Origin of the sequence: Desulforamulus aquiferis, assembly GCF_030577015.1 — a bacterium.
In the GTDB taxonomy this organism is placed as follows: Bacteria; Bacillota; Desulfotomaculia; order Desulfotomaculales; family Desulfotomaculaceae; genus Desulfotomaculum; species Desulfotomaculum aquiferis.
In genome coordinates this window covers 1-23,061 of record NZ_JARPTC010000022.1, presented here as the reverse complement: position 1 = coordinate 23,061, position 23,061 = coordinate 1, and the positions used below count along the sequence as shown (strand labels likewise).

The following is a 23,061-nucleotide window of genomic DNA, read 5'->3' as shown; positions in this document are numbered from 1 at the left end:
AATTTTGCATAATCCCTTCACCTACAAATTATGGATAAATTTAAAAAAGTGCTACAACATTGGGTAAAAAAGGTTAATAATGGCTGGGGATATAATTGATATGCTTGGAAGGTTTTATTTGTAAAAGTTCCGAAGTATAAAGTAGTTTTTATAAACGGGGGTATGTCAAATGGGCCTTAGATTTGTGATCGGGAGAGCTGGTAGCGGCAAGAGCTATACCTGTCTGGAAGAGGTTAGAGAGAAATTGCGGGTTAATCAGGAAGGGAGACCGATTATTCTCCTTGTACCTGAGCAGGCCACCTTCCAATATGAATATTTACTCTCCACCACTCCTGGTCTAAAGGGCACTATCAGGGCTCAGGTGATTAGTTTTAGACGGTTAGCCTTGCGAGTATTTCAGGAAACAGGAGGGGCTGCCAGGGCCCATGTAGGTGAGCTGGGTAAAAGAATGCTAATAAGAAGGATACTAGAGCAGAGAAGGACTGAGTTTAAGATATTTAACCGGGCGGCTAAACAGCCTGGTTTTGCCGATAGCCTGGCCAGTATCCTATCAGAGTTTAAAATGTATCAAATTTCGCCCGATGTGCTGAGTAAAGGCCAAGGTTCAATCAAGGGCGAAGATGATAAAAGTGATTTGGCAGAAAAACTTGATGATTTAAAACTAATATATAATGACTTTGAAGACTATTTAAGGGGGAGATTTACTGACCCGGACGACTATCTTAATTTACTTGCTGAGAAGCTGGGTAGCTGCACCCTTGTTCAAGATTCAGAAATATATATAGATGGTTTTAATGGGTTTACACCCCAGGAGTTTAGTGTTATAGATAAGCTGCTTATTACGGCCAGAAGGGTGACTGTTACCCTGTGTTTAGACCCGATGTTGATAACTGATGGGATTGACCAAGCTAATATGTTCCATCCCACTGTAGAAACCTATAACAGGTTAAGGCAGATTGCCTTAAGACAAAATATCAAAGAGGAACCAAGCATTAATTTGTTCCAGTCCTATAGATTTAAGTGTCCAGGAATAGCCCATCTTGAAAAAAATTTTTTTCTACATCCCACAGAAACTTGTAACACCCATTCAGGTGTGGAATTAGCAGCATGCGCTAACAGAAGGGCAGAGGTTGAGGCGATTGCAAGGAAAATTATTGGTTTAGGTCGTGATTGTGGCTATCGTTGGCGAGAGATCATTGTTGTATCAAGGAGCCTAGATAATTATCAGCACCTGTTAAACACAGTTTTCCAGGATTATGGGATACCCTTTTTTATTGACCAGAAAAGAACTGTACTGCATCATCCCCTGGTGGAGTTAATTCGTGCGGCCCTTGAGGTGGTAAACCAGCAGTGGACATATGACCCAGTATTTAGATACTTAAAAACTGACCTGATTCCGGTGGAGCGGGAAAGACTCGATAAGCTAGAAAATTATGTTTTAACCTATGGAATAAGGGGTTCCCGCTGGACTGATAACAAGGATTGGAGCTATAAACAGAGTCATAATCTAGGTGACCAAGAGCAGGGGGATGAAAAAGCCATTGTAGAGTTGGCTGAAGTTAACGCTACAAGATTCATGTCAGTTGAAGAACTAAAGAAATTCCATACGAAGGTTGGGCAGACTGCTAATGTTAGGGAGCTTACCACAGCCCTTTTTGAATTACTGGAGGATTTACATATAAATAAAAGTTTGGAGCAATGGGCTTTTGCAGCTGAGAAGGACGGTAGATTAGTTGAAGCAAGGGAGCATTTGCAGCTCTGGGATAATATTATTTTGCTTCTGGATGAAATTGTAGAAATTCTTGGGGAAGAAAACTTAACCTTGGAAGAGTATGCCAGGATTTTAGATACCGGCCTTGAGGGTCTTAAACTTGGAGCCATACCTCCGGGATTGGACCAGGTGGTGGTGGGGACCTTGGAGAGATCCCGTAATCCTGATGTAAAGGCTGCACTGGTATTGGGTGTTGGAGACGGAATATTGCCGGCAAGACCAGTGGAAGATGGATTGCTTTCGGATTTAGAGAGGGAATTTTTGCGGGAAAAGGGCTTAATGGTAGCACCAGGTGCCCGGAGAAGGTTGTTTGACGAGCAGTATTTGGTTTATATTGCCCTGACCAGAGCCAGTGAACTGTTATGGATTAGCTATCCGTTAGCAGATGATGAGGGAAAGGCTCTAGTTGCTTCAAATGTAGTTTCCCGAATAAAGGAAATGCTGCCGGGTCTGAAGGAGGAGCTTTTGCCCGTAGAACCGGTTTATGGACAAGATTTAGAATTTGTTGCTGGTGTAGATAGAAGTCTTACCTACCTTGCTATTATGCTAAGGGAACTGAAGGCCGGACATGAAATCCATCACCTATGGCTTGATGTATATAATTGGTTTGTTCAGCAGCCAGAATTAAAAGAAAGATGTGGGGCAATTATATCCGGGTTATTTCACGTTAATCAGGAGCAGTCGTTAAGGAAAAGCACGGGACATCGGTTATACAATACCAGATTAAAGGCCAGTGTTTCCCGTTTGGAAAAATTTTCACGGTGTCCCTTCTCTCATTTCCTTTCGCATGGCCTAAAACTTAAGGAAAGAGGGCAGTTTCAATTGGCTGCTCCAGATCTAGGTCAGTTCTTTCATGCAGCACTAAAATTATTTGCAGATCGCACCAAGGAGCAGTCTTTAGACTGGGCCGATATAAATAATCAACAGGTAACAGCTTTAACCAGTGAGATAGTAGAACACCTGGTCCCCCAATTGCAAAACGAGATTTTGCTTAGTACAGCCAGGTATAGATACCTAATAAGAAAGCTAAAGAAAATTGTCGAGAGGGCAGCCCAGACAATCACTTTACATGCCCGTAGGGGGAATTTTCGCCCGGTGGCTGTTGAGTTGGCCTTCGGCAGAGATGAACAACTACCTCCGATTCAATATGATCTGGGTAACGGTTGTGTCATGGAAATGACTGGACGTATTGACCGGATTGATGCTGCCTGTGAAGGAGGACAGCAGTACCTAAGGGTAATTGACTATAAATCAGGAGAGGCTGACCTGAAACTGGTGGAAATAATCCATGGTTTGAAATTACAACTACTAACCTATTTGGATGTTGCCCTTCGCCATTCGGAACAATTGATTAACCAACCGGCATTGCCTGCGGGTATTTTATATTTTCCCGTAAAGGACCCTTTGGTTGTCAGCTCCGGTCCCATGGAACCAGAGTTAGCCGCCAAGGCCTTGCTTAAGCAATTAAAGCTTAGAGGGCTGCTCCTTGCAGATCCACTGGTGGTTAGTTTAATGGATAACCAGATAAAGGGCTATTCTGAAATACTGCCTGTGGCTTTAAATAAGCAGCAGGAATTTTATAATTCAAGTGTTATTACCCATGAGCAATTTACGGAACTGAGAAAGTACCTGGTCTGCAGATTAGAGGAATTGGGTAGGCAGATTATAGATGGGGAAATATCAATTAGCCCCTATAAAAGGGGTAAGGATAAGGCTTGCACCTATTGTGTCTATAAATCAGTCTGTCAGTTTGACCCAACACTGGAAGACAATCTTTTTAGGCTGCTGTTCGACCCAGATGAAGCTGCCCTATGGAATATGATTAATAAATATAGGGGAGGGGAAAGCGGTGAGTAATAATTGGACCAGTGAACAGTTGACTGCTATCTCTACCCATAACACTAACTTACTGGTGGCCGCAGCCGCAGGAGCCGGTAAGACTGCTGTATTGGTGGAGAGAATAATTCGTATGGTTATTGACCAAGAAAATCCAGTGGAGATTGACAAATTGTTGGTGGTTACCTTTACCAATGCTGCGGCAGCTGAAATGAGAGAGCGCATTGGCATCGCCCTGGCAGGCCAATTAAGTAAAAATCCCCATTCAAAACACTTGGCCAGGCAGGTGGCTTTGCTAAACAGAGCTCCTATAACCACCTTACACTCCTTTTGCTTGGATATTTTACGCCGGTATTTTTATAAATTGGATCTAGACCCAGGTTTTCGAATAGCCGACCAGGTAGAGGCAGATCTACTTCGCTTGGAGGTGTTGGAAGAACTGTTAGAGGAGTGTTACCAGCATGAAGAGGAGTCTGACTTTACCAAACTGGTAGACGCCTATGGAGGACAAAGGGACGATAGTAAATTACAGGGGCTGGTAATGGAGCTTTATCGTTTCTCTTCCAGCAATCCCTGGCCCAGGGAATGGTTAGCAGGGTTAACTGACAACTTTAATGTACTCCCTGAACAATCTCTGGATGATTTAGGATGGATAAAGGATATAAAAGGGCAAATTGCCCAGGAGCTTACCTCTGCCCTGGCAATGCTCAGGGAGGCGTCTGAAGTGGCCGGTCAGCCGGGAGGGCCAGGGGCCTATTCTAGCAATCTGATTCAAGATATACAACTGGTCAATGATTTACTAATGAGCTGCAATAAGGGTTGGGAAAACATGTACCAGAGCTTTTCCGCCGCCTCGTGGGGAAGGCTGCGCCCTGTTAAGGGAGATATAGATGAGGCATTAAAGCTAAAGGTGCAAGAGCTTAGAAATAGAGCTAAAGAAAGTATTAATAATCTTAGCAAGACCTACTTTTGTGCAACCATGCAGGAGATTATATTTGATCTTAATAATCAAGTTAACCTAATAAAATCACTGGCCCAATTAACCATAAATTTTATGGATGCCTATCAAAAAAAGAAACGCTCTAAGGGTTTGGTGGATTTTGGGGACCTTGAACACCTCTGTTTAAGGGTGCTGCTGGATCAGGAGAAAAGCGGCCCAGGGCACCCAGTGCCATCCCAAATAGCCCGAGAACTGCAGGAACACTATACAGAGGTACTGGTTGATGAGTATCAGGATATTAATGAAATTCAGGAGACCCTCTTGCAGTTAGTTTCCAAGACAAATAACCGCTTCATGGTTGGGGATGTGAAGCAGAGTATCTACCGATTTCGTCTGGCAGAGCCGGAACTTTTTCTTAAGAAGTACGAAAGCTATTCGACCTTGCAAGATGTCGGGGGTAAGCGAGTTGACCTCAGTCAGAATTTTCGCAGCCGTCAGGGCGTTATTAATGCTGTTAATTTTGTCTTCAGGCAAATTATGACCCGTTCGGTAGGGGAAATTGACTATGATGAAGGAGCAGAACTTAAATTTGGGGCAAAATATCCTATTCTGGGAGAAAACGGAGAAAATGAAAATGTAGAGCTGCACCTTATAGATGGTAACGGCCTCTGGGAGGAAACAGATAATCAAGGGGACTTATTGCCTGATAACGAGGAGCAGGAAGAGCTGGATACGGACCAGGCAGAGGCCAGACTGGTGGGAAAAAGAATTTTACAGCTGATCAAGGGATATAATGTTTGGGATAAAAACCTTGGGTCACAACGCCCCTTAGAGTTTAGGGATATTGTAATTCTACTAAGAGCAACCACGGGCAAAGCCAACGTTTTTGTTGAAGAGCTCCGCTCCCTGGGTATACCTACCTATGCAGATTTGGGGACAGGATATTTTCAAGCCATAGAGGTTGAAGTTTTTTTATCTTTGCTAAAAATAATTGATAATCCCAGACAGGATATCCCACTGGTCAGTGTTCTTAGGTCCCCAATTGTTGGACTTAAGGCAGAGGAGCTGGCCCTGGTCAGGATGTCAAAGGGAGATGGGGATTTTTATGATGCCCTTTGTTCAGCAGCCCTTTTAGATCTTGGGTTACTAACCTCTAAAATCACCAGGTTTTTAGAACGCTTAGATAATTGGCGAACCCAGGCGCGCCGGGTTTCGCTGGCGGATTTGATTTGGGAGCTTTATCGGGATACAGGCTATTACGATTATACTGGCGGAATGCTTGGAGGAAGCCAAAGGCAGGCCAATCTTAGATTACTCTACCACAGGGCCAAGCAATTTGAGAATACCTCCTTTAGGGGATTGTTTCGCTTTCTAAGATTCATGGAGAGGATTAGAAATACAGGCAACGACCTGGGTGCGGCTAGATCCCTTGGCGAGAATGAAGATGTAGTAAGGATCATGAGTATCCATAAGAGTAAGGGTTTAGAATTTCCAGTTGTATTTGTGGCTGGTCTTGGTAAGAAATTTAACCTTCAGGATCTTAATAAGGATGTATTAATGCATAAACAACTGGGTGTTGGTCCACAAATTATAAATACCGAGACCAGGGTATCCTACCCCAGCCTCCCTAAACTGTTGCTAAAGACTAGCCTTAAACGTGAGGCTCTGGCGGAAGAAATGAGGGTATTATACGTTGCCCTAACTAGAGCTAAGGAAAAGCTCATACTAGTTGGTTCTGTCAGGGATTTGGATAGGGCTATGGAGAAATGGACAGCACATAGTGGTCAGGGAGAATGGCAGCTTCCTGAAAATGACTTGCTTAATGCAAAAAACTGTCTAGACTGGCTTTGTCCTGCCCTCGTAAGGCACAGGGATTTTCAAGCCGGTCAACTCCAGTTTGCTGATAAGACTACCTGTGATTTGACCAGAGATCCGTCCCGGTGGCAAGTTAAAATTACTAGTGTTTCAGAGATACAAGCAAATGTTGAGAAAGCAATACAGGTTGAGGATAGTATCATAGCTCGGATTAAGGTGTTAGAACCAATGGAAGAAAAGGAGTGGCTTCCCGAAATTGCAAGACGTTTAGGATGGCAGTATCAATATATTAATATAGCCTCTAGGGCTGCCAAAACTACTGTAACTGAGATGAAAAGAAAATTTGATCATGAGGTTTTGGACGATGCTGATACTGTTAAGAGAAGAAATCTAAATAAGCAACCAAGATTCCTCCAACAGGACAAAGGCCTAACCCCTGCAGAGAAAGGGACTGCAATACATACTGTTATGCAGCACATCAGTTTGGAAAAAGCACCTATCCTGGAAGAGGTACAGGAACTTCTTGAACTTTTAGTCCATAGGGAGATAATTACCCCGGAGCAAGCTACTGCTGTAAGCCCCGATATTATCTTGGATTTCTTCACTGGTCCATTGGGTGAGCTAATGCTAAAGGCTAAGAAGGTTATTCGGGAACTGCCCTTCAGCTTAGCCCTTCCCGCCCAGGAGGTATACCCGGAGCTGACCGAAGCAGAGACTGATAACCAGCAGGTACTAATCCAAGGAATAATAGACTGCCTAGTGGAACAGGGTGAGGATGGGGGCTTGGTAATAATAGATTATAAATCGGATGCTGTGTGGCCGGGGCAGGATTCGCCGGCCGAACGCTACCGACTGCAAATCAACCTGTATGCCAGGGCGGTGGAGGAAATCCTGGGCAGGGAGGTAGAGGGGAAATACATCTATCTCTTTCATACTGGAGAGGCCATAAAAATGTAACTAAACAACCGCCCTAATCTTTTATTAGATTAAGGGCGGTTTGTTTATTGGCAATATTTATTATTGGGGCCAGTTGGCCTGGGTGGATTTGGAGAATTTGTTATCCCAAAGAACCCTCATTCTTAGGGTGTCGTCCTGTTCAATATTGCCGGATAATTGCTTGTTGGCGATCATGATATCAAAGGGTTGGTGGACATAGGGGTCAAAAAGTAGTTTTCCCGCTGTTTCCTTTTCAAAGGCAATGGGTAGGCGAATGCCATTCTGCCACTTAACAAGTAGAAAGTACATATCCAGTTCTGGGTCATAGGCCCAATTGGTAAAGTACTCGCCACCGGCCTTTTCCAGGGGCTCAGCCCAGGCGGGGTTAACCAGGACCATGGTTGTACGGGCCATATCCTGGCCATTTTCATCCTCATATTGCAGGTCTGCCCAGGCCCCGAAGTCTGGACTGAAGGCAGATGACCCATATTCCTTAATAACGTCTAAATCTGATTGCTGCATTTGAAATTCCCTCCTAAATCTTTATAATAAATAGTCCTTTGGACAATTATTCCCGGCTTAGAAGAATTCAATTTGCTCATACTTATTTTTTATGCTTAAATCCAAGCGTTCCTTTAAATCAGGCTGACCTTCCTGGAGCCATAATTTATAACCCTGGGATTGCCTGATAATTTCAGGTCGCTTACCAGCCGTCATACCAACATATGAGCCATCCAAACGCCAAATATACAGGTAGATTAAATCCGAAGAGGGACTAACCTGAACTTTGGCAATACACCACCGGTTTTTATGCCACCAGTAAATATAGCGTTGGTCGATCTCCTTCAAGTTCAAAGCGATACCCCCCAACGTAATCCACTTTTCCAAATTCGCCAAACAAAGGAAAAATCCTGTTAAAGTTCAGATTGTTATTTTTGTAGAGGAGAGTTTTTAGGAAATTTGATAAGACCTTGCATTTTTCTTACACTGCAGGGTATGTATATTTAGGTGTAGAAATAAAGCACAAGAAATTTTATTGGGAGGGTTTTTTATGACAACTCACCAGATAATAAATGAAAATTCATGGGGGATAAACGTAGACCTAATCCCAGAATTCTGGGTAGAACAAGAAAAACTAGCCATCATACAGGACTTTATGTTTTCTGGAATCAATGTAATGCTCACGGGTGATCCAGGTACTGGAAAAACGGAGCTGACAAAGCGCCTGGCTAGGGCACATGGGCTAGCCTTTCATCGGGTGAATGTGGGGGCCATTAGAACTCCGAGGGATTGGTTTGGTCACTGGGAATTTATCGGTGGTCAGACAATCTTTGTACAATCAGAATTTGTAGATGCCATTCAAAGGCCAGGCATTGTAGCCCTGGATGAATTCAACAGGGTTACCCCGGATATACACAACTCCATATATACAATTTTAGACCATAATAGAGAGGTATTCATTGAAGAAACCAAGGAGCATATTTCAGTCCACCCACGCTGCATATTTATCGCCACTGAGAACCGTGGGCGTAGCCATACGGGAACATTTATGGAAGATACCGCAGTGGACGATCGCTTTGAGTCCCTGAGGCTGGAGCTACCACCGGTGGAGCTTATGGCAGGCCTTTTGGAAGAAGTATATGGAGCAAAGGAAGAGCATGCCTTGTTACTGTCAAGAATTACCCATAAGCTTAATGGCCTCTTCCACGAGGAAAGCCTGAGCAGGCCAACCGGCTTTAGACCGGCCATTTCTGCAACTGCTTTGCTGAAAAGGGGACAGCCTTTAAAAACTGCCCTAAAATATACTTTTGTGAATCGCTTTTCTCCAGAAGGAGGGGTAGATAGCGAGCAGACAACGGTACTTCAAGTGATTCAGGCCTATCTTAAGTGAATAAAAATATAAATGGTTTTATTGACAGGGGGTGAACCCTTTGACATTACAAATTAGCACTGAGACATGGAAAACTAAGAGTCTCTCTGATTTTTGGCTGACGGGTAAGGGCTTGGATGGTAACGGAAGGGTTTCAGGAAATAATTACGCCATGTTTAGTCATAAATTATTAGCTTCCGAGGATATGGATGCCCAGGCCATGGCAATGACCGCAATTCTAGGGGCAGTTTCCAGGATAGTAGATATTGTTCATGGTCGAAATAAATATACCATTAATTTTAGCTCTAAAGAGACCAGAACTGACTTTGGAAGAAAGCAGATTGCCTTAAGTGCTGAGCCCTTAATGAATCCACCACCGGGCTTTTTAATAGGGGATATTGTTGATGTACTAACGGGCATGGCCCTGCATGAGGCTGCCCATGCCCAATTTAGCTCACCCGAATATTATACTGAAATGCCGGGCAATCCCTTTATGGCTACAGTTAGAAATGTGGTGGAGGACGTTTATATTGAACACCTAACAGCCCTTCACTATCCAGGATACCAGGGTTATTTTTGGAAGCTGAGACGTTATGAATATGATTTAGATCCTAACAAATGGGCCCATGTCCCCAAAAAGGATCTGATGGAGAACGAGCTAAACCTGAGGGCAACGGAATTTCTACTTACAATGAGATCTACAAGGGGATATGTTTCTAAGGTGCCCAGGGTAAATAAGGTGGTTGAGCTGCTGCACAAAATAATTTATATAGATAATCCGGTAAGACTAGGGAAGCTAAATACCCGCAGTGTGGCCAAGAAGGTTTATGAGGAGTTATTCGGCAACCTAATCCAGCATGACATTGCCTACTCACTGCCCAGTACTTTATTGGATTATAACGGCAGGGGTAATCATCAGACCGATACAAGTGGTGGTTCGAAGGATAAGACCAATATTCCCGGAGATCTCCAGAGTCTAATTCAAAATATGAGGCAAGAGCAGCTTCAGGTTGCCAATTTGTCGGAATTGATGGAGGCAGGGCTTGACCCGGATTACCCACCACCACCACCACCCATGGTGGTCTTTAGAAAACCCGTGATAGATGAGGGAGCAGCAGAACGCTATGAACTGGCCAGGACAGTGGTAAAGCCCTTTATCATTAGGCTTAGAAATCGTCTAAGCTGGGCCAATACCCGTCAGGTAATAAACCAGTATAACTTGCCAAGTGGGGAATTGGACGAAGACTCCCTTTATCAAGCCTACTATTCCAATAAATTATTCAAGCAAACAGAAGTTATCAATACTCGAACCAGAAATATGGATATAGGACTATTAATAGATACCAGTGCTTCTATGGTATATCCTGCCGCCGAAGGAATCTCCCGGGTGGAACTGGCTAGAAACCTGGCTGTTCTCTTCCTGGAGGCCCTTGAACCGGTAGACTCAGTCAAGACCTGGATTTTTGGCTTTAACCTAAAGGTGGCTGTGAACATGACCGAGCTATATTCACCAACATTGACAAGCAAAGCACGAATCGGCATGACCGGAGCAGAGGGAACCACCCCCGAGGGAAGTGCCCTGAAGTACTGCGCCTTAAGGTTAATGTCCGAGGGTAGGCGTTGGGTGCAAAAGGTAATAATTGTAATAACCGATGGCAATCCTAATCCGGGACCAGAAACAAAGCTGGTCAAGGAGCAGGTGAGGCGCTTAAAGAATATGGGCTTCAAGACAATTAATATATCGGTGGGTGATAGGCCGGCGGACTATGGTTACGAGAACAGCATACCCTGGACCGACTATAATACGGTAATAACAAGCTTTGGAAGGCTTTTAAAGCAGCTTGTAGAAAAAGAATAATACGATGCTTACCCACAAGGGCTACTCCTTGTGGGTAAGCTTTTTATAATGGATATATTTTTTAAATAATGTCAATACTTTTTTTGCATAAGACAATAAACAAAGGAAAAAAATAATTTTTTCGGTATATAATTGCCCGGTGTGTTTTTGATAACAACTTATAAGATTTTTTGACACAAAAAACGTGATGACAAAATATTTTTGTCACACTGAAAATACCTTGATTAGATGGCTGAAAACGTAATGAAAACTATAAAAAACAGAAAAATATTTTTGATTTTGTGCAAGAAAGTACTTGCAATCAAAAAGGCCATTTGATAGCATTACCCCCAAGTAAGGGTGATGACAAAAAATAATGTTACGAGATTAGATTTGTTTTAGAGTAAACAAACTGTTTAATATATTGATACAGGGATGAGATTTTATCTTTATTAATTTTTGTGATAGATGGTAGTTTTCTCGGTAGGGATGAAAAAATACTAACTTTATATAGGTTGCGGAAGTAGCGGGGGGTGAAGATTGTGTTTTTTCGCAAGATAACTACTAAGAAAAACGGGAAAGAATACGTTTATGTGAAACTTATAGAAAACTACCGTTCTGATGGTAAGGTAAAGCAACGGGTTATAGCTAATTTTGGAAGTATTGAGAACCTCTCTCAAGAAAGAATAAACTACCTGATGGCCAGCTTAAAAAAACTACATAATGAAATTGGGTCACAGGGCAATGAAACAATAATCCCCAATGATTTAAGGATACAAGTTCAAATCATTAAACAACTATTAGTTGATTTAACAATAAAAAGAACAATTAATAAAATTGTTAACCAGAAGCAGCTCTATGAAATAGCAGAGGCCTTAATTATTAAAAGCATCCTAGCTCCAGAGGCAAGTAATCCTATTCAAGAAGTATGTAAGGATTTAGGTCTGATGGATGCCCCCAGTGTTCAGTTTTACAATGCGATAAAAAGACTAGGAGAAGATGAGGCTAAAGAAGAATTTTTAGCAATAAGGCTGAAAAGGATCAATGAATCTGAAAGCATTCACAATCCCATGTTTGTTTATATATTCTCCATTAATTTTGAAGGAACCGCCTTTGATGTGGATGTTCCTGGCAACCTTTATTTACCCCAGGATTATCACAAACAGTTAATATTATTGATAGCTTGTGATGCTGAAGGAAATCCCGTTGATTATGAATTTACTGAAGAAGTAAATGAGGTTCAAGAGCAAATAGAAATATTGGTGGAAAGATTACAAAGGAATATCAGTAATACCATCATTGTTCTTGATGAGGATAGTTTATTAAAGGCAAATAACCCAAATTTTTTAATGGCAAAGCAAGTGGTAAATTTGCCTAAGGATTTAATGGAACGGGTTCCCTATTTCAATACCATCCGCTATGAGCAAAAAAGTGAATTAGAAATTAAAGAAATCAGGGCAAACATGGCAAAGGTAACTGCAGGCTTAGAAAATATTAAAGCAGATGTCTTATTGGGCAAATTAAACAAAGATTCAGCTTTGAGGAAAAGGGCAGAGGCAGTGATTAAGGCAAATGGCTGCCAGGATGTGGTTTCCTACAGTTTTAATGAAGCCAGCCAGGCCTTTAATTACAGCATTAATGAAGAGGTTTTAAGGGAGAAAAATCAATCGGTAGTTACTACAGCCTGGCAAATCGAAGGAATAGATAAGGATTTAGACACCCTAAACCTACCAAGTACAGTTAAACTTAAAATAGACCAGTTCAATATAATAACTGATCAACTTAAAATTCCACCAATTAATATGTATGTTGATTACCACTATTCACCGGATGTGATCTCGGGACATATTCAACTCGAGATAATCAAATATCAAATATCAAGGGCTATGGATATGCCACAAGGAGGTGGAGTTTAAAGAAATATAAAATTTTATTTTGTCACTACCGTTCATTTATGATTGTAGCACTTTTTAAAGCAACATTCAATAAGTATAGGAATTAATATTCTGAATTTTTGTCACTATTATCGCGAACTAGTTAGTTAGAAAAAGCACATTCTCAAGATTTTAATAAAGGGGGTTACTCAATTGAGAGCCTTGTTCGAAAGTATGATGGCAGCTTCTAGGGCCCATGCTAAATGGGAAATGGAAATGTCAAATAACATCGTTCGCAATAGAAAACACTTATTTATTTTAGCAATTATGATGCTTCCTTTGATTATCCCGGCCATTGGTCATGCAGCGGATCTGCCTGGCTTTATCGGTGGGAAAACTGCCTATGGGCCTTCTCACTACAATCCCACCATGTTTTATGGCTCCATGGCCGTAGGCGTTTGTGCCGGCTTGATTACCGGCTGTATTGGTGCAGGTGGCGGTTTTGTAATCACACCAGCCCTAATGTCCCTGGGTGTAAAAGGTATCCTGGCTGTAGGTACTGATATGTTCCACATCTTTGCCAAAGCCATTATGGGTACAGTGATACACAAAAAATTAGGCAACGTAAACGTTCCCCTGGCTATCGCCTTCCTGTGTGGTTCCGGTATTGGTGTAACTGCTGGTGGATCATTAAACCGTGCTTTGTTTACATCAAACCCGGTAATGAGTGACTTTGTAATTAGTGCCATTTATGTTGTAATGCTTGGTTTCTTAGGATTCTACTCCTTGTATGACTTTATCAAGACTAAGGGTCAAAAAGATAGTGGGGATGCCCATGGTGGTCCTGCGGGACTTACTCCCCTTGCTGTTAAGCTGCAAAAAGTCAATCTGGCTCCCATGATTAAGTTTGATGAGGATATTACTCCCGGAGGTCGTAAAATCTCTGGCTGGTTTGTGGCAATATGCGGTGCTGTTGTTGGTTTTGCAGCAGCTATCTTAGGTGTGGGTGGTGGCTTCCTGACCTTCCCCATGTTTGTGTACGGTCTTGGTGTTTCTTCCTTCACCACTGTAGGAACTGATATTCTACAAATTATCTTTACTGCTGGTTATGGTTCAATTGCCCAGTATGCCATCTATGGCTATATTTTCTACACCCTGGCCATGGGTATGCTGGTTGGTTCTCTGCTGGGTATCCAAATCGGTGCCGCTACAACAAAGGTTGTTCCTGGTATATATATCAGAGCCTTCTATGCCCTGGCGATTTTGGCTGGTTTTGTGAACAGATTGTTTGCTCTGCCGGAAAAACTAACACAAATGGGCTATATTTCACTTAGTGCAGAGGCCGGTAAATTAATTGCTGACATCGGAGCCTGGATATTCTTCGGCTTGGTATTAGCCTTTGCTGGTTGGATCATTCTCTCCTTCATACGCGGCATTCCCACATTAAGGGCTGAGAGTGCCAAGGGTGCAGTGGCTGGGAAAGGAGGGAGCCATTAATGATTAGAGATAGCAAAGCATTTATCATTGGACTATTAATGATGTTATCCTTCGGCGTCATCTATGCCTATATGATGAGCCCATCCTTTGGGGATGGTCGAAACGGCTTAGAGTATGCTGACGACATGTTTAATTCCATCTCCAAGGGTTCTGCCTATGAGATTGTACTTGGTGAAGCTGCCAAGGCTGATAAATGGAACGGTACTGCCTTTGATGTTGAAATTAAGGCTAAGGACCAGGCAGAAGCTGCAGATTGGGCCAAGCTTTATCAAACAGCCGGTGTTAATGTGGCTCAAAGCGGAGAAATGCTAAAGATCAGTGGCGATTTGGGCAAGGTTTTCGCTGCCATTGTTGTTGACAGTGATGCTATGTACCAAAACAAGGGTAACGAACTACAGGCCAAATATGGCCTTGATCCCAGAGTAGCTACCTATGGCTGGTATAATTCTACCAAGCAGGTAACTAGAGCCCTTGATAACCAGCATAATTTCCCCGAATCCCTGGCTATTCAGAGCTTGCAGAAGAAAAACATTGAGCCTGCTTATAACTACTACGGTGTTGAATCAAAGCCGGTTGGGGAAAATAAAGGTGTAATGACCTTTATGATGGTATTCTACCTCTTCTATACCCTCTGGTACGGTTTCGCAATTTACTACCTATGCCAGGGACTTGGTATCACCATGAACAAGTCTGCTAAAAAGGCAGAAGCATAGGTATTATCAGCTATCTAAAAAGGTAACCCTGGGCTTCCATGATAGAAGCCCAGGGTCATTTTATTTTGCTATATGACTAGACGTTGTTTTCGAGCTTGTCCTTTATTTGCTCTGCCAATTGAACCATTTGGCCATTGGTTTCAAATACAGGAGTACCTGTTAGGTCTGCTTCAATGACTGAAGGGTTGAAGGGAAGAATGCCTAACAGTGGCAAGAAATCAAGGAACCTGCAAACACTTTCCTCCTGTCCGGGATGTACCTTGTTAATTACTGCAAAAACCTTTTCCACGCCCAAATCTTTGGCCAGCCTCACAGTTGCTGCAGCAGTTTGAAAGCTCCTTTGACCCGGCTCCACCACCACTATAAAGGCGTCAACTGCACGGGCAGTTCCCCGACCCATATGCTCTAGACCTGCCTCCATGTCAACTACAACGGTATCGTTTGGCGCTAAGACCAGGTGGTTTAGCAGTTTCTTCAGAAAGGTGTTTTCCGGGCAGTAGCAGCCACTTCCCCCGGCGGCACTTTGCCCCAGTTGCAGGAGACGTATGTTGCCCTTATTAACAATATACTTTTCAGGAATATCGTCAACCCTTGGGTTAAGACAAAAAAGTGAACCGGGTGTACCTGGCTCAGCACCGGTACGCTCCTTAATCAGTTTTCTATCCTCGGCAATGGTAGTGACTTGTGCCAATTCATCTGGGCTAAATCCCAGGGCCATACCAAGGTTTGCATCCGGGTCTGCATCCACTGCCAGTACAGATTTACCTTCCTTGCTAAAGAGATGACATAGTAGGGCGGCCAAAGTGGTTTTGCCCACCCCGCCCTTGCCTGACACGGCAATTTTCAGACCATGTTTTTCTGTCATTAACATCACTCCGCTGTAGAATTAAATTCCTAAAGCTTTGCGTTTCATTTTGATTCTCTCAATGATTAGTTCCGCTGCTTTAACGGAATCTTCTTCATAGATTATTTTTCCACCGAAGAGGGCGTCAGTTGTAATTGGGAAATCCTCTTTGGCAGCTGTTAAAACATTGGTGACAAGCTCGGAACCTGTTACCTGGGGGTTAACCCCCACATGAACGTCTACACCGCTGGCCAGGAAGTAGGTTCCAATGGCCAAGGCTTTGGGATGGTGGGTTTCGGGACAGGATCCCGCCACGGGCAGATCCTTTACACCCACATTTAGATAGCCGGCTAAGGCCGAAAGTAAATCAGCTATACGGGAATTGTCCACACAACTACCCATATGGAGGGCGGGAGGCAGAGCCGGCAGTCCATTGGCTTGACCTACCGCAGTAAGCACCCCACGTAGTCCTTCGCCGCAATATTTCAGACCATCGGGGGATAATAAACCAAATTTACCCAGGGAATGGGCCGAGCAGCCTGTGGCTACCACCAACACATTATTCTTTATTAATTCCATAACTAATTCAACATTATACTTGTCTTGCTTTCTTCTAGGATTTGTACAGCCCACAATAGCCACAGCACCTAATATGCTGCCCGAGGCGATGGAATCAACTAAAGGCTTTAAAGGATCACTTTTGTTAACTGCTGACAAAGCCTCGACAATTTGCTCCACGGAAAAACCGGCGTAGGCTTCGGTAATTTCCTCAGGAATGCTTATTTTGTTTGGATCACGCTTGGTGAAATTGCTAATGGCTCGCATAACTATTTCCCTTGCAGCCTCATCGGCTTTCTCTGTGGAAAACTCAATATGGGTGGCACCTGAAATCTTGGAGTAGGGGATGGTAGTAATAAGCTCAGTATGGTAGCACTGGGCCACCTGCTGTAAACCGGGCATGATGCATTGAATATCCACAACCATGGCATCCAGGGCACCGGTGATAATGGGCATTTCCTGGCTGGCATAATTGGTGGCAACATTTACACCTTTACGCATTAAAAGCTCGTTGCCGCTGCAGCAAACACCTACAATATTAATACCCTGGGCGCCTACCTTGGGAGCTTCGCCTTCCAGCTTGCCGGCCCATTCCACCACCTTTTCGGCTAGAAGGGGTACGTGGCCGTGGACTGCGATATTAACCATATCTTTTTTAATTACACCTAATCTATACTGGGCCTTAACTGCCCTTGGTGTGCCAAACATAACGTCCTGTAGATCCGTGGACATGTGTAGTCCGGCAAAACCATCAACAAGACTTAATTTAACGGTTCCCATCAAGAGATTGGCTGGGTCAGAGTCAGCACCCATTACGGTTCTGGCCAAAGACTTAGCTATTTCGGCATGGGCATTTTCAGGCAATAGGTTCAATGCTTCCCAATTTTGAAAGTTTTTTTCGTGGGATTTAAGCTTAAGCCAATTGAGGGTGCCATGCTGTTTCTGAAAATCTTCAAGGGCCTTGGCTGTAACTTCTTTAACCAATTGGTTAATTTCTTTACCTTCAATATCTATTCCTAAACCCTGGGCCAGGCATTTTAACTTATCGGTGCCTTGAATTTGGTATGGCGCATGCCCTTCAATTGTTTCAATTAAAGCATGGACAATTTCCCTGGCATGTTCAACGTGGCTGGATGTTCCTTGCATGACATGCTGGTAGAGGTTTCTCGCAACTATGGTGTCAGCATCAGCACCACAGACACCCCTTTGTGGACCTTTACCCTTGGGCGCAATACGGCATGGCCCCTCCAGGCACAACCTGCAGCAAACTCCCTGGGAGCCAAAGCCACACTGGGTCATCTTAGCGGCCCGGTCAAAGGCAGTTTCAATCCCTTCCTCCCTTGCCTTTTCCAGCATTTGCTGAACGCCAGTATCCATTGTTAGATCTTTTACATCCGGTTGTCCCTTCATGCATAGTACCCCCTTGTATACTTTTGATCCTATTTTACCAGCCAGTTGGTTAAAAAAATGTAAAACATTTTACAAATATTAAGAAAATTTATACTGATTACTTATAGAAAGCTTTCAATCCCTCAAAATCCTTGATAAGGAGTTTTTTTTGCTTTAGTTCAACCAGTCCAGCCCTGGAAAGTTCCTTGAAGATATTTGCCAGGGTCTGTCTGGTGCTGCCTATCATGCTGGACATTTCTTCCCTGGTTAATTCTAACCTAATAAGAATACCCTCATCGGTTGTTTCACCATCCCGGGACCACTCCTGTAATAATGCAATCAGTCTCATACCGGCTTCATCAAAAACTAAGCCTTCAATTACATCGATGGATCCCTTTAGGGCATCACCTAATACATTTACCAGGCCAAAAACCAGTCCAGGAAGATCGGTAAGCATAGCTCTAAAAACCTCAATAGGTATTAAGGCTATTTTTACGTCAGTTATAGCCTGACCAAAGGCCCTGGTATGCCCGCTGTATACATCTCCTGACTCTAATACGGTTAATGTAAATTCCTTACCCAGGTTGTAGTTTAAAAATACCCTTACTTTACCATCAAGGATCAAAAAAATTGAATTTGGATACTTTCCCGGATAGAATACGATGTCCTTTTTGTTAAAAATTAATTCCTGGAAGTATTTCCTGTATTTTTTGATCTCCTTAGGTTGCACAACCCCAAACATATCTGCTTTTTTTATTTTATCAATCTCTTTGATAGTAACTCCTCCAAGCTATAATGTTCTGTCATATATTTGTCCTGGAATTTGGATATTCCTGTACGGCATCAAAAATAATATAATTTATTTTTAATGTAAATGCACTATGGCTTTGCAATATATTAAGGGGGTAGGCAGCACCATGGGCAAGCAGTCCCAAAAGCCGAAGTAGAATAGTCTGGATAACCCCAAAACACCCTTCGTTGAGAGGGTGTTTTTTATTTCAATGAACACATTATCATATATTGTCAACTATTTTTTACAAAAAATAATAAAGAAAGAAAAATTTGTGACACATTAATGAAATGACAAATAAAAATATTTAGTTTAGCTATTGGACTCTTTTGACAAAGATTTTTGACACTCTCTGATAATCAGCTTAAATCAAGGATTTCAATGTTTAGAGCTTGAAATAATAAAAAATTTTTCATATTGTGCAAAAAAGTACTTGCAAATAAAAAGCTCATTTGCTAATATTTGCCCAAGTTAGCAGCTAAATAAAATATAAACCAAATTTTAAATAAAATATAAGGGCTATGTTTATGAAAACTAAAAGATATGCTTTATGCAGGGCGGAGGTGGAAAATGTTCCTGCGCAAAATCGTTACCAAGAAAAACGGAAGAGAGTATGTTTATGTAAAATTAATTGAAAACTATCGTGAAGATGGAAAAGTTAAGCAGCGCGTATTGGCAAATCTTGGTAGTATAGAGAACCTTTCTCCTGGTAGATTGGATTACTTAATAAATAGCCTGCGTAAGTTGCAAAATGAGCTAGTGCCCCGTAGTAATGAGCAAAATCTTATTCTACCACCAAAGGGTAAGGTGACAAGAATTTTAGAAGAATTAAAGAGAATTGATTTTGAAGGGTTTATCAATCAATTGCTTGCAGATAATAAGTTCCGAACTTTGGTTGAGTCCATGATTGTTAAATCAATATTGGCGGCTGAATATAGTGGGCCAATACAAAATGTTTGCAAACAGATGGGATTGATTGAAGCTTCAGGATTAGATTTTTATAAGGTTGTAAAAAAGCTAGGAGAGACAGCTAGTAGGGAAGTTCTAAATAAAATGCCACTTTATCTTAAATATAAAAGAGAAAAAAATCACAATCCCATAATTGTATGTGTTTTTGATGGTGTCTTTAAAGGAATTTCCTTTGACGGAATGATTAAGGATATTGATTCAATGCTCAGCTATGAGAAGGACCTTTGCCTGATAATTGCTTATGAGCTCAATGGTACAGCCCTAGATTATGAGTATGTGGAAGAAAGGAGTCAGATAAAAAGCCAGCTTGATAGATTGCTAACAAGAATTGAACAACACTCCACCAATAAAGTAGTTGTAATGGACCTGTTGAAAAGTCTAGATGACTTGAAGGAAGGTTGTTTGTTAGCCCATCAAGTTGAAGAAGTGCCAAAACAGATTTCTAAAGAACTAGTAAAAGAAAGTATCCATTTTTACAACAATGCCTGGTATTTCAGTACAATCACATATCAACCAATAAGCAAATCCAAAATGAAAGAAATTCAGGCAGGTCTGGCCAGGGTTTCTGCCGGGCTAGAAAACATTAAGGCAGATATTATCCTAGGTAAATTGACTAAAGGTAACTTTATTAGAAAAAGGGCTGATGCAGTAATAAAGGATAACGGATGTCAAAACATAGTTAATTATCATTTTGATGAGGCAACTCAAAATTTACTCTATGTAATCAATGAACAAGAATTACAGGAAAAAATAAGGTCTAAAATTGTTTTAACCTGGAAGGTTAAGGGGGAACAGTTGGAGCAAGAGGTTATTAGGAAACTCAATGGCATAAGTGTTTTTACGGATAGGTTTTCTATAATTAGGGACCAATTAAGAATTCCTCCCATGAGTATATATGTTGATTATCATTACTCACCGGAAATAATCTCTGGTCATATTCAACTTGAGATTATTAATCAATTAATTGCCAGGAGAACTGGACTATCCTGGCGAGGGGGTGAAGCTCTAGAAAAATTACCTTAAGAGATATAATCCTATAGTTTTTTACTAAACACAAGAACCTTAAAGGAACTAAAAACATTGGAAAAAGCAGGGGAACCATTTATTTTTTAAAGCACCTTTATAATATAAAAAAATGAAAGGGGTTGCCCACATGAGGGGAGTATATGAAGCCCTAATGAGTGCCTCCAGGGCCCACGCCAGGTGGGAACTGGAAATGTCAAATAATATAATTAAAAGTAGAAAGCACTTGCTTATCTTGGCGGTAATGCTATTGCCTATAATTATTCCAGCCATTGGTTATGCCGCTGACTTACCTGGGTTTATTGGAGGGAAAAGTGCCTATGGACCTTCTCACTATACACCCACCATGTTTTATGGTTCTATGGCCATCGGGGTTTGTGCGGGTCTAATTACCGGATGCATCGGTGCCGGTGGCGGTTTTGTTATTACTCCTGCCCTGATGAGTCTTGGTGTTAAAGGTATTCTGGCAGTAGGTACTGATCAGTTTCATATATTTGCTAAAGCTATCATGGGAACTGTAATACACAAAAAATTAGGTAACGTTAATATACCCTTAGCCATTGCCTTCCTCTGTGGTTCTGGTATAGGTGTTACGGCTGGAGGCACCTTAAATAGAGCACTCTTCAACATGAATCCGGTGTTTAGTGATTTTGTGATTAGTGCCATCTATGTGGTTATGCTAGGATTTCTAGGTTTTTACTCACTATATGATTTCATTAAGGCAAGGGGAGCCAAAGATAGTGGTGATGCCCATGGTGGCCCTGTAGGTATGACTAAGTTAGCTATCTACCTTCAGAAAATTAATCTTAAACCAATGGTTAAGTTTGATGAGGATCTGGGTGGACGCCAAATCTCTGGTTGGTTTGTGGCTATTTGTGGAGCAGTGGTTGGTTTTACTGCGGCTATCCTAGGTGTAGGCGGCGGGTTTCTAACCTTCCCCATGTTTGTATATGGTCTTGGTGTATCCTCATTCACCACGGTGGGAACTGACATTCTGCAAATCATTTTTACAGCAGGCTATAGTTCCATAAGTCAATACGCCATTTATGGCTACATTTTCTACACTCTAGCCATGGGTATGCTTGTAGGTTCCCTACTTGGCATTCAAATTGGTGCCGCAACCACGAAGGTAGTTCCTGGTATCTATATCCGTGCCTTCTATGCCATAGCGATTTTAGCAGGTTTTGTTAACAGACTCTTTGCCTTACCGGAAAAAATGGGACAGATGGGTTATATCAAGCTGACAGCTGAAACGGGTAAACTACTTGCTGATATTGGAGCCTGGATATTCTTCGGATTGGTGCTGCTCTTTGCTGGTTGGATATTGATCGCCTTCCTTCGCGGGATACCGGTCTTGCGCGGTGAAGCAGAGGGAAGTGCCGGTGGGAAAGGAGTGTCACACTAATGATAAGAGATAGTAGAGCTTTTTTAATAGGATTGGTAATGCTAATATCCTTCGGCGTAATCTATGCCTATATGATGAGCCCATCCTTTGGAAATGGCAGAAATGGGCTGGATTTTGCAGATGATATGTTTAATGCTATATCCAAGGGTTCAGCTGCTGCTGTTGTTCAGGGAGAGATTAAAAAGTCCGAGAAATGGAACGGTAGTGAAATAGATGTAACCCTTACCTGCAAAGATGAAGGTCAGGCGGAACGTTGGGCTAATCTTTACAAGAAGGTAGATGGTGCCACCATAGCCACAGATAAAGAAAAACTGTTCATCAAGGCTGATCTGGGCAAGATATTTTCAACCCTAGCTGAAGATTGTACCGCTATGTATGATAATAAGGGCGAAGTTTTACAGCAGAAGTATAGTATTGACCCCAGGGAGGCAACAAATAGCTGGTACAATTCCCTTAAGTCTGTAACAAAGTCATTGGATAATAAAGCATTATTTGCTGAATCCCTGGCCATCCAAAACTTTTCTAAAAAGGTAATTGAGCCAGCCTATAATTACTATGGTGTTGAGACTAAGTATGTGAAGGATAACATGGGTATAATGACCTTTATGTTAGTTTTCTATATGGTTTACACCCTGTGGTACGGTTTTGCCATCTATTACCTCAGCATAGGTTTTGGCATAACCATGAATAAAGCTGGTAAGAAGGTTGAAGCATAAGCAAAACGAATAATTTCCAACATAAAACACCCTACGGGGTGTTTTATGTTGCAGTCTGTTGAAAAAGATTTAACTGGGTTTTAATAATCCCGAGCAGCGACATTCGAAGCAGTGGAAACAGCGCTTCGCGAAGCTGAGGATGCGAAAATGGGTGAGCGGACATGGATGTCCGCTCAAGCCTGAGGTAAACACGATGTTTACTCGAAGGCGGCCCATTTTCGCCCGAAGCAAGGGATTAGCGCTGTCCACTGCGGAGAGAGGAGTCGTGAGGGATTATT

Annotated in this window: 14 protein-coding genes and 1 pseudogene; 10 read left to right on the top strand and 5 right to left on the bottom strand. The window is 42.2% G+C overall.

The window, feature by feature from the left end; translation table 11 throughout:
* The first annotated feature begins 169 nt into the window (after nucleotides 1-169).
* Nucleotides 170-3,628: a helicase-exonuclease AddAB subunit AddB gene (gene addB, locus P6N53_RS14980; RefSeq protein ID WP_304544589.1), complete on the top strand. Its 3,459-nt coding sequence runs from the start codon at nucleotides 170-172 to the stop codon at nucleotides 3,626-3,628.
* Nucleotides 3,621-7,319 (top strand): helicase-exonuclease AddAB subunit AddA, encoded by a 3,699-nt coding sequence (gene addA / locus P6N53_RS14975; RefSeq protein ID WP_304544587.1) that lies wholly within the window; start codon nucleotides 3,621-3,623, stop codon nucleotides 7,317-7,319. Before addB ends, addA begins: the two co-directional genes overlap by 8 nt.
* Nucleotides 7,320-7,379: 60 nt before the next feature.
* Here addA and P6N53_RS14970 read toward each other — a convergent pair whose 3' ends face one another.
* Nucleotides 7,380-7,820, bottom strand: coding sequence for a hypothetical protein (locus P6N53_RS14970; protein WP_304544585.1), 441 nt, complete (start codon nucleotides 7,818-7,820; stop codon nucleotides 7,380-7,382).
* Between the two features lie 57 nt (nucleotides 7,821-7,877).
* Nucleotides 7,878-8,153, bottom strand: a complete 276-nt coding sequence (locus tag P6N53_RS14965; protein WP_304544583.1) for a hypothetical protein — start codon at nucleotides 8,151-8,153, stop codon at nucleotides 7,878-7,880.
* A gap of 196 nt (nucleotides 8,154-8,349) precedes the next feature.
* Here P6N53_RS14965 and P6N53_RS14960 point away from each other — a divergent pair, with 196 nt between their 5' ends.
* From P6N53_RS14960 to P6N53_RS14940, 5 genes are all read left to right on the top strand, one after another.
* Nucleotides 8,350-9,189, top strand: coding sequence for an AAA family ATPase (locus tag P6N53_RS14960; RefSeq protein ID WP_304544581.1), 840 nt, complete (start codon nucleotides 8,350-8,352; stop codon nucleotides 9,187-9,189).
* 40 nt (nucleotides 9,190-9,229) lie between these two features.
* Nucleotides 9,230-11,026, top strand: coding sequence for a vWA domain-containing protein (locus P6N53_RS14955; protein ID WP_304544579.1), 1,797 nt, complete (start codon nucleotides 9,230-9,232; stop codon nucleotides 11,024-11,026).
* A 521-nt stretch (nucleotides 11,027-11,547) separates the two neighbouring features.
* Nucleotides 11,548-12,921 carry an IS1634 family transposase N-terminal domain-related protein gene (locus P6N53_RS14950; RefSeq protein ID WP_304544578.1) on the top strand — a complete coding sequence of 458 codons (1,374 nt, stop codon included), beginning with the start codon at nucleotides 11,548-11,550 and terminating at the stop codon, nucleotides 12,919-12,921.
* A 171-nt stretch (nucleotides 12,922-13,092) separates the two neighbouring features.
* A complete protein-coding gene (locus tag P6N53_RS14945) occupies nucleotides 13,093-14,376 on the top strand; it encodes a sulfite exporter TauE/SafE family protein (RefSeq protein ID WP_304544576.1) in 1,284 nt (427 codons plus the stop codon).
* Nucleotides 14,376-15,089 carry a hypothetical protein gene (locus P6N53_RS14940; protein WP_304544573.1) on the top strand — a complete coding sequence of 238 codons (714 nt, stop codon included), beginning with the start codon at nucleotides 14,376-14,378 and terminating at the stop codon, nucleotides 15,087-15,089. The genes P6N53_RS14945 and P6N53_RS14940 overlap by 1 nt, the downstream gene beginning before the upstream one ends.
* Before the next feature lie 76 nt (nucleotides 15,090-15,165).
* On the opposite strand, the gene P6N53_RS14935 is transcribed toward P6N53_RS14940, so the two are convergent.
* The 3 genes from P6N53_RS14935 to P6N53_RS14925 form a co-directional block, all read right to left on the bottom strand.
* Nucleotides 15,166-15,954, bottom strand: a complete 789-nt coding sequence (locus P6N53_RS14935; RefSeq protein WP_304544571.1) for an ATP-binding protein — start codon at nucleotides 15,952-15,954, stop codon at nucleotides 15,166-15,168.
* 21 nt (nucleotides 15,955-15,975) lie between these two features.
* Nucleotides 15,976-17,901 carry an anaerobic carbon-monoxide dehydrogenase catalytic subunit gene (gene cooS / locus P6N53_RS14930; protein ID WP_304544569.1) on the bottom strand — a complete coding sequence of 642 codons (1,926 nt, stop codon included), beginning with the start codon at nucleotides 17,899-17,901 and terminating at the stop codon, nucleotides 15,976-15,978.
* A 97-nt stretch (nucleotides 17,902-17,998) separates the two neighbouring features.
* Nucleotides 17,999-18,610, bottom strand: a complete 612-nt coding sequence (locus P6N53_RS14925) for a Crp/Fnr family transcriptional regulator (RefSeq protein ID WP_304544567.1) — start codon at nucleotides 18,608-18,610, stop codon at nucleotides 17,999-18,001.
* A gap of 630 nt (nucleotides 18,611-19,240) precedes the next feature.
* Here P6N53_RS14925 and P6N53_RS18835 point away from each other — a divergent pair.
* From P6N53_RS18835 to P6N53_RS14910, 3 genes and pseudogenes are all read left to right on the top strand, one after another.
* A pseudogene (locus P6N53_RS18835) lies at nucleotides 19,241-19,430 on the top strand (IS1634 family transposase N-terminal domain-related protein); the annotation flags it as partial.
* A 1,362-nt stretch (nucleotides 19,431-20,792) separates the two neighbouring features.
* Complete coding sequence (locus P6N53_RS14915; RefSeq protein WP_304544564.1) at nucleotides 20,793-22,067, top strand: sulfite exporter TauE/SafE family protein; 1,275 nt, start codon at nucleotides 20,793-20,795, stop codon at nucleotides 22,065-22,067.
* The gene (locus P6N53_RS14910) at nucleotides 22,067-22,783 is read left to right on the top strand and encodes a hypothetical protein (protein ID WP_304544562.1); all 717 of its coding nucleotides are present in this window, start codon (nucleotides 22,067-22,069) and stop codon (nucleotides 22,781-22,783) included. The genes P6N53_RS14915 and P6N53_RS14910 overlap by 1 nt, the downstream gene beginning before the upstream one ends.
* The last annotated feature ends 278 nt before the right edge of the window (nucleotides 22,784-23,061 follow it).

Bases quoted from the DNA above. Each gene is read 5' to 3' on its own strand.
- addB (WP_304544589.1), top strand. From the start codon at position 170: ATGGGCCTTAGATTTGTGATCGGGAGAGCTGGTAGCGGCAAGAGCTAT.
- P6N53_RS14970 (WP_304544585.1), bottom strand. From the start codon at position 7,820: ATGCAGCAATCAGATTTAGACGTTATTAAGGAATATGGGTCATCTGCC.
- P6N53_RS14960 (WP_304544581.1), top strand. From the start codon at position 8,350: ATGACAACTCACCAGATAATAAATGAAAATTCATGGGGGATAAACGTA.
- P6N53_RS14940 (WP_304544573.1), top strand. From the start codon at position 14,376: ATGATTAGAGATAGCAAAGCATTTATCATTGGACTATTAATGATGTTA.
- P6N53_RS14935 (WP_304544571.1), bottom strand. From the start codon at position 15,954: ATGACAGAAAAACATGGTCTGAAAATTGCCGTGTCAGGCAAGGGCGGG.
- cooS (WP_304544569.1), bottom strand. From the start codon at position 17,901: ATGAAGGGACAACCGGATGTAAAAGATCTAACAATGGATACTGGCGTT.
- P6N53_RS14915 (WP_304544564.1), top strand. From the start codon at position 20,793: ATGAGGGGAGTATATGAAGCCCTAATGAGTGCCTCCAGGGCCCACGCC.
- P6N53_RS14910 (WP_304544562.1), top strand. From the start codon at position 22,067: ATGATAAGAGATAGTAGAGCTTTTTTAATAGGATTGGTAATGCTAATA.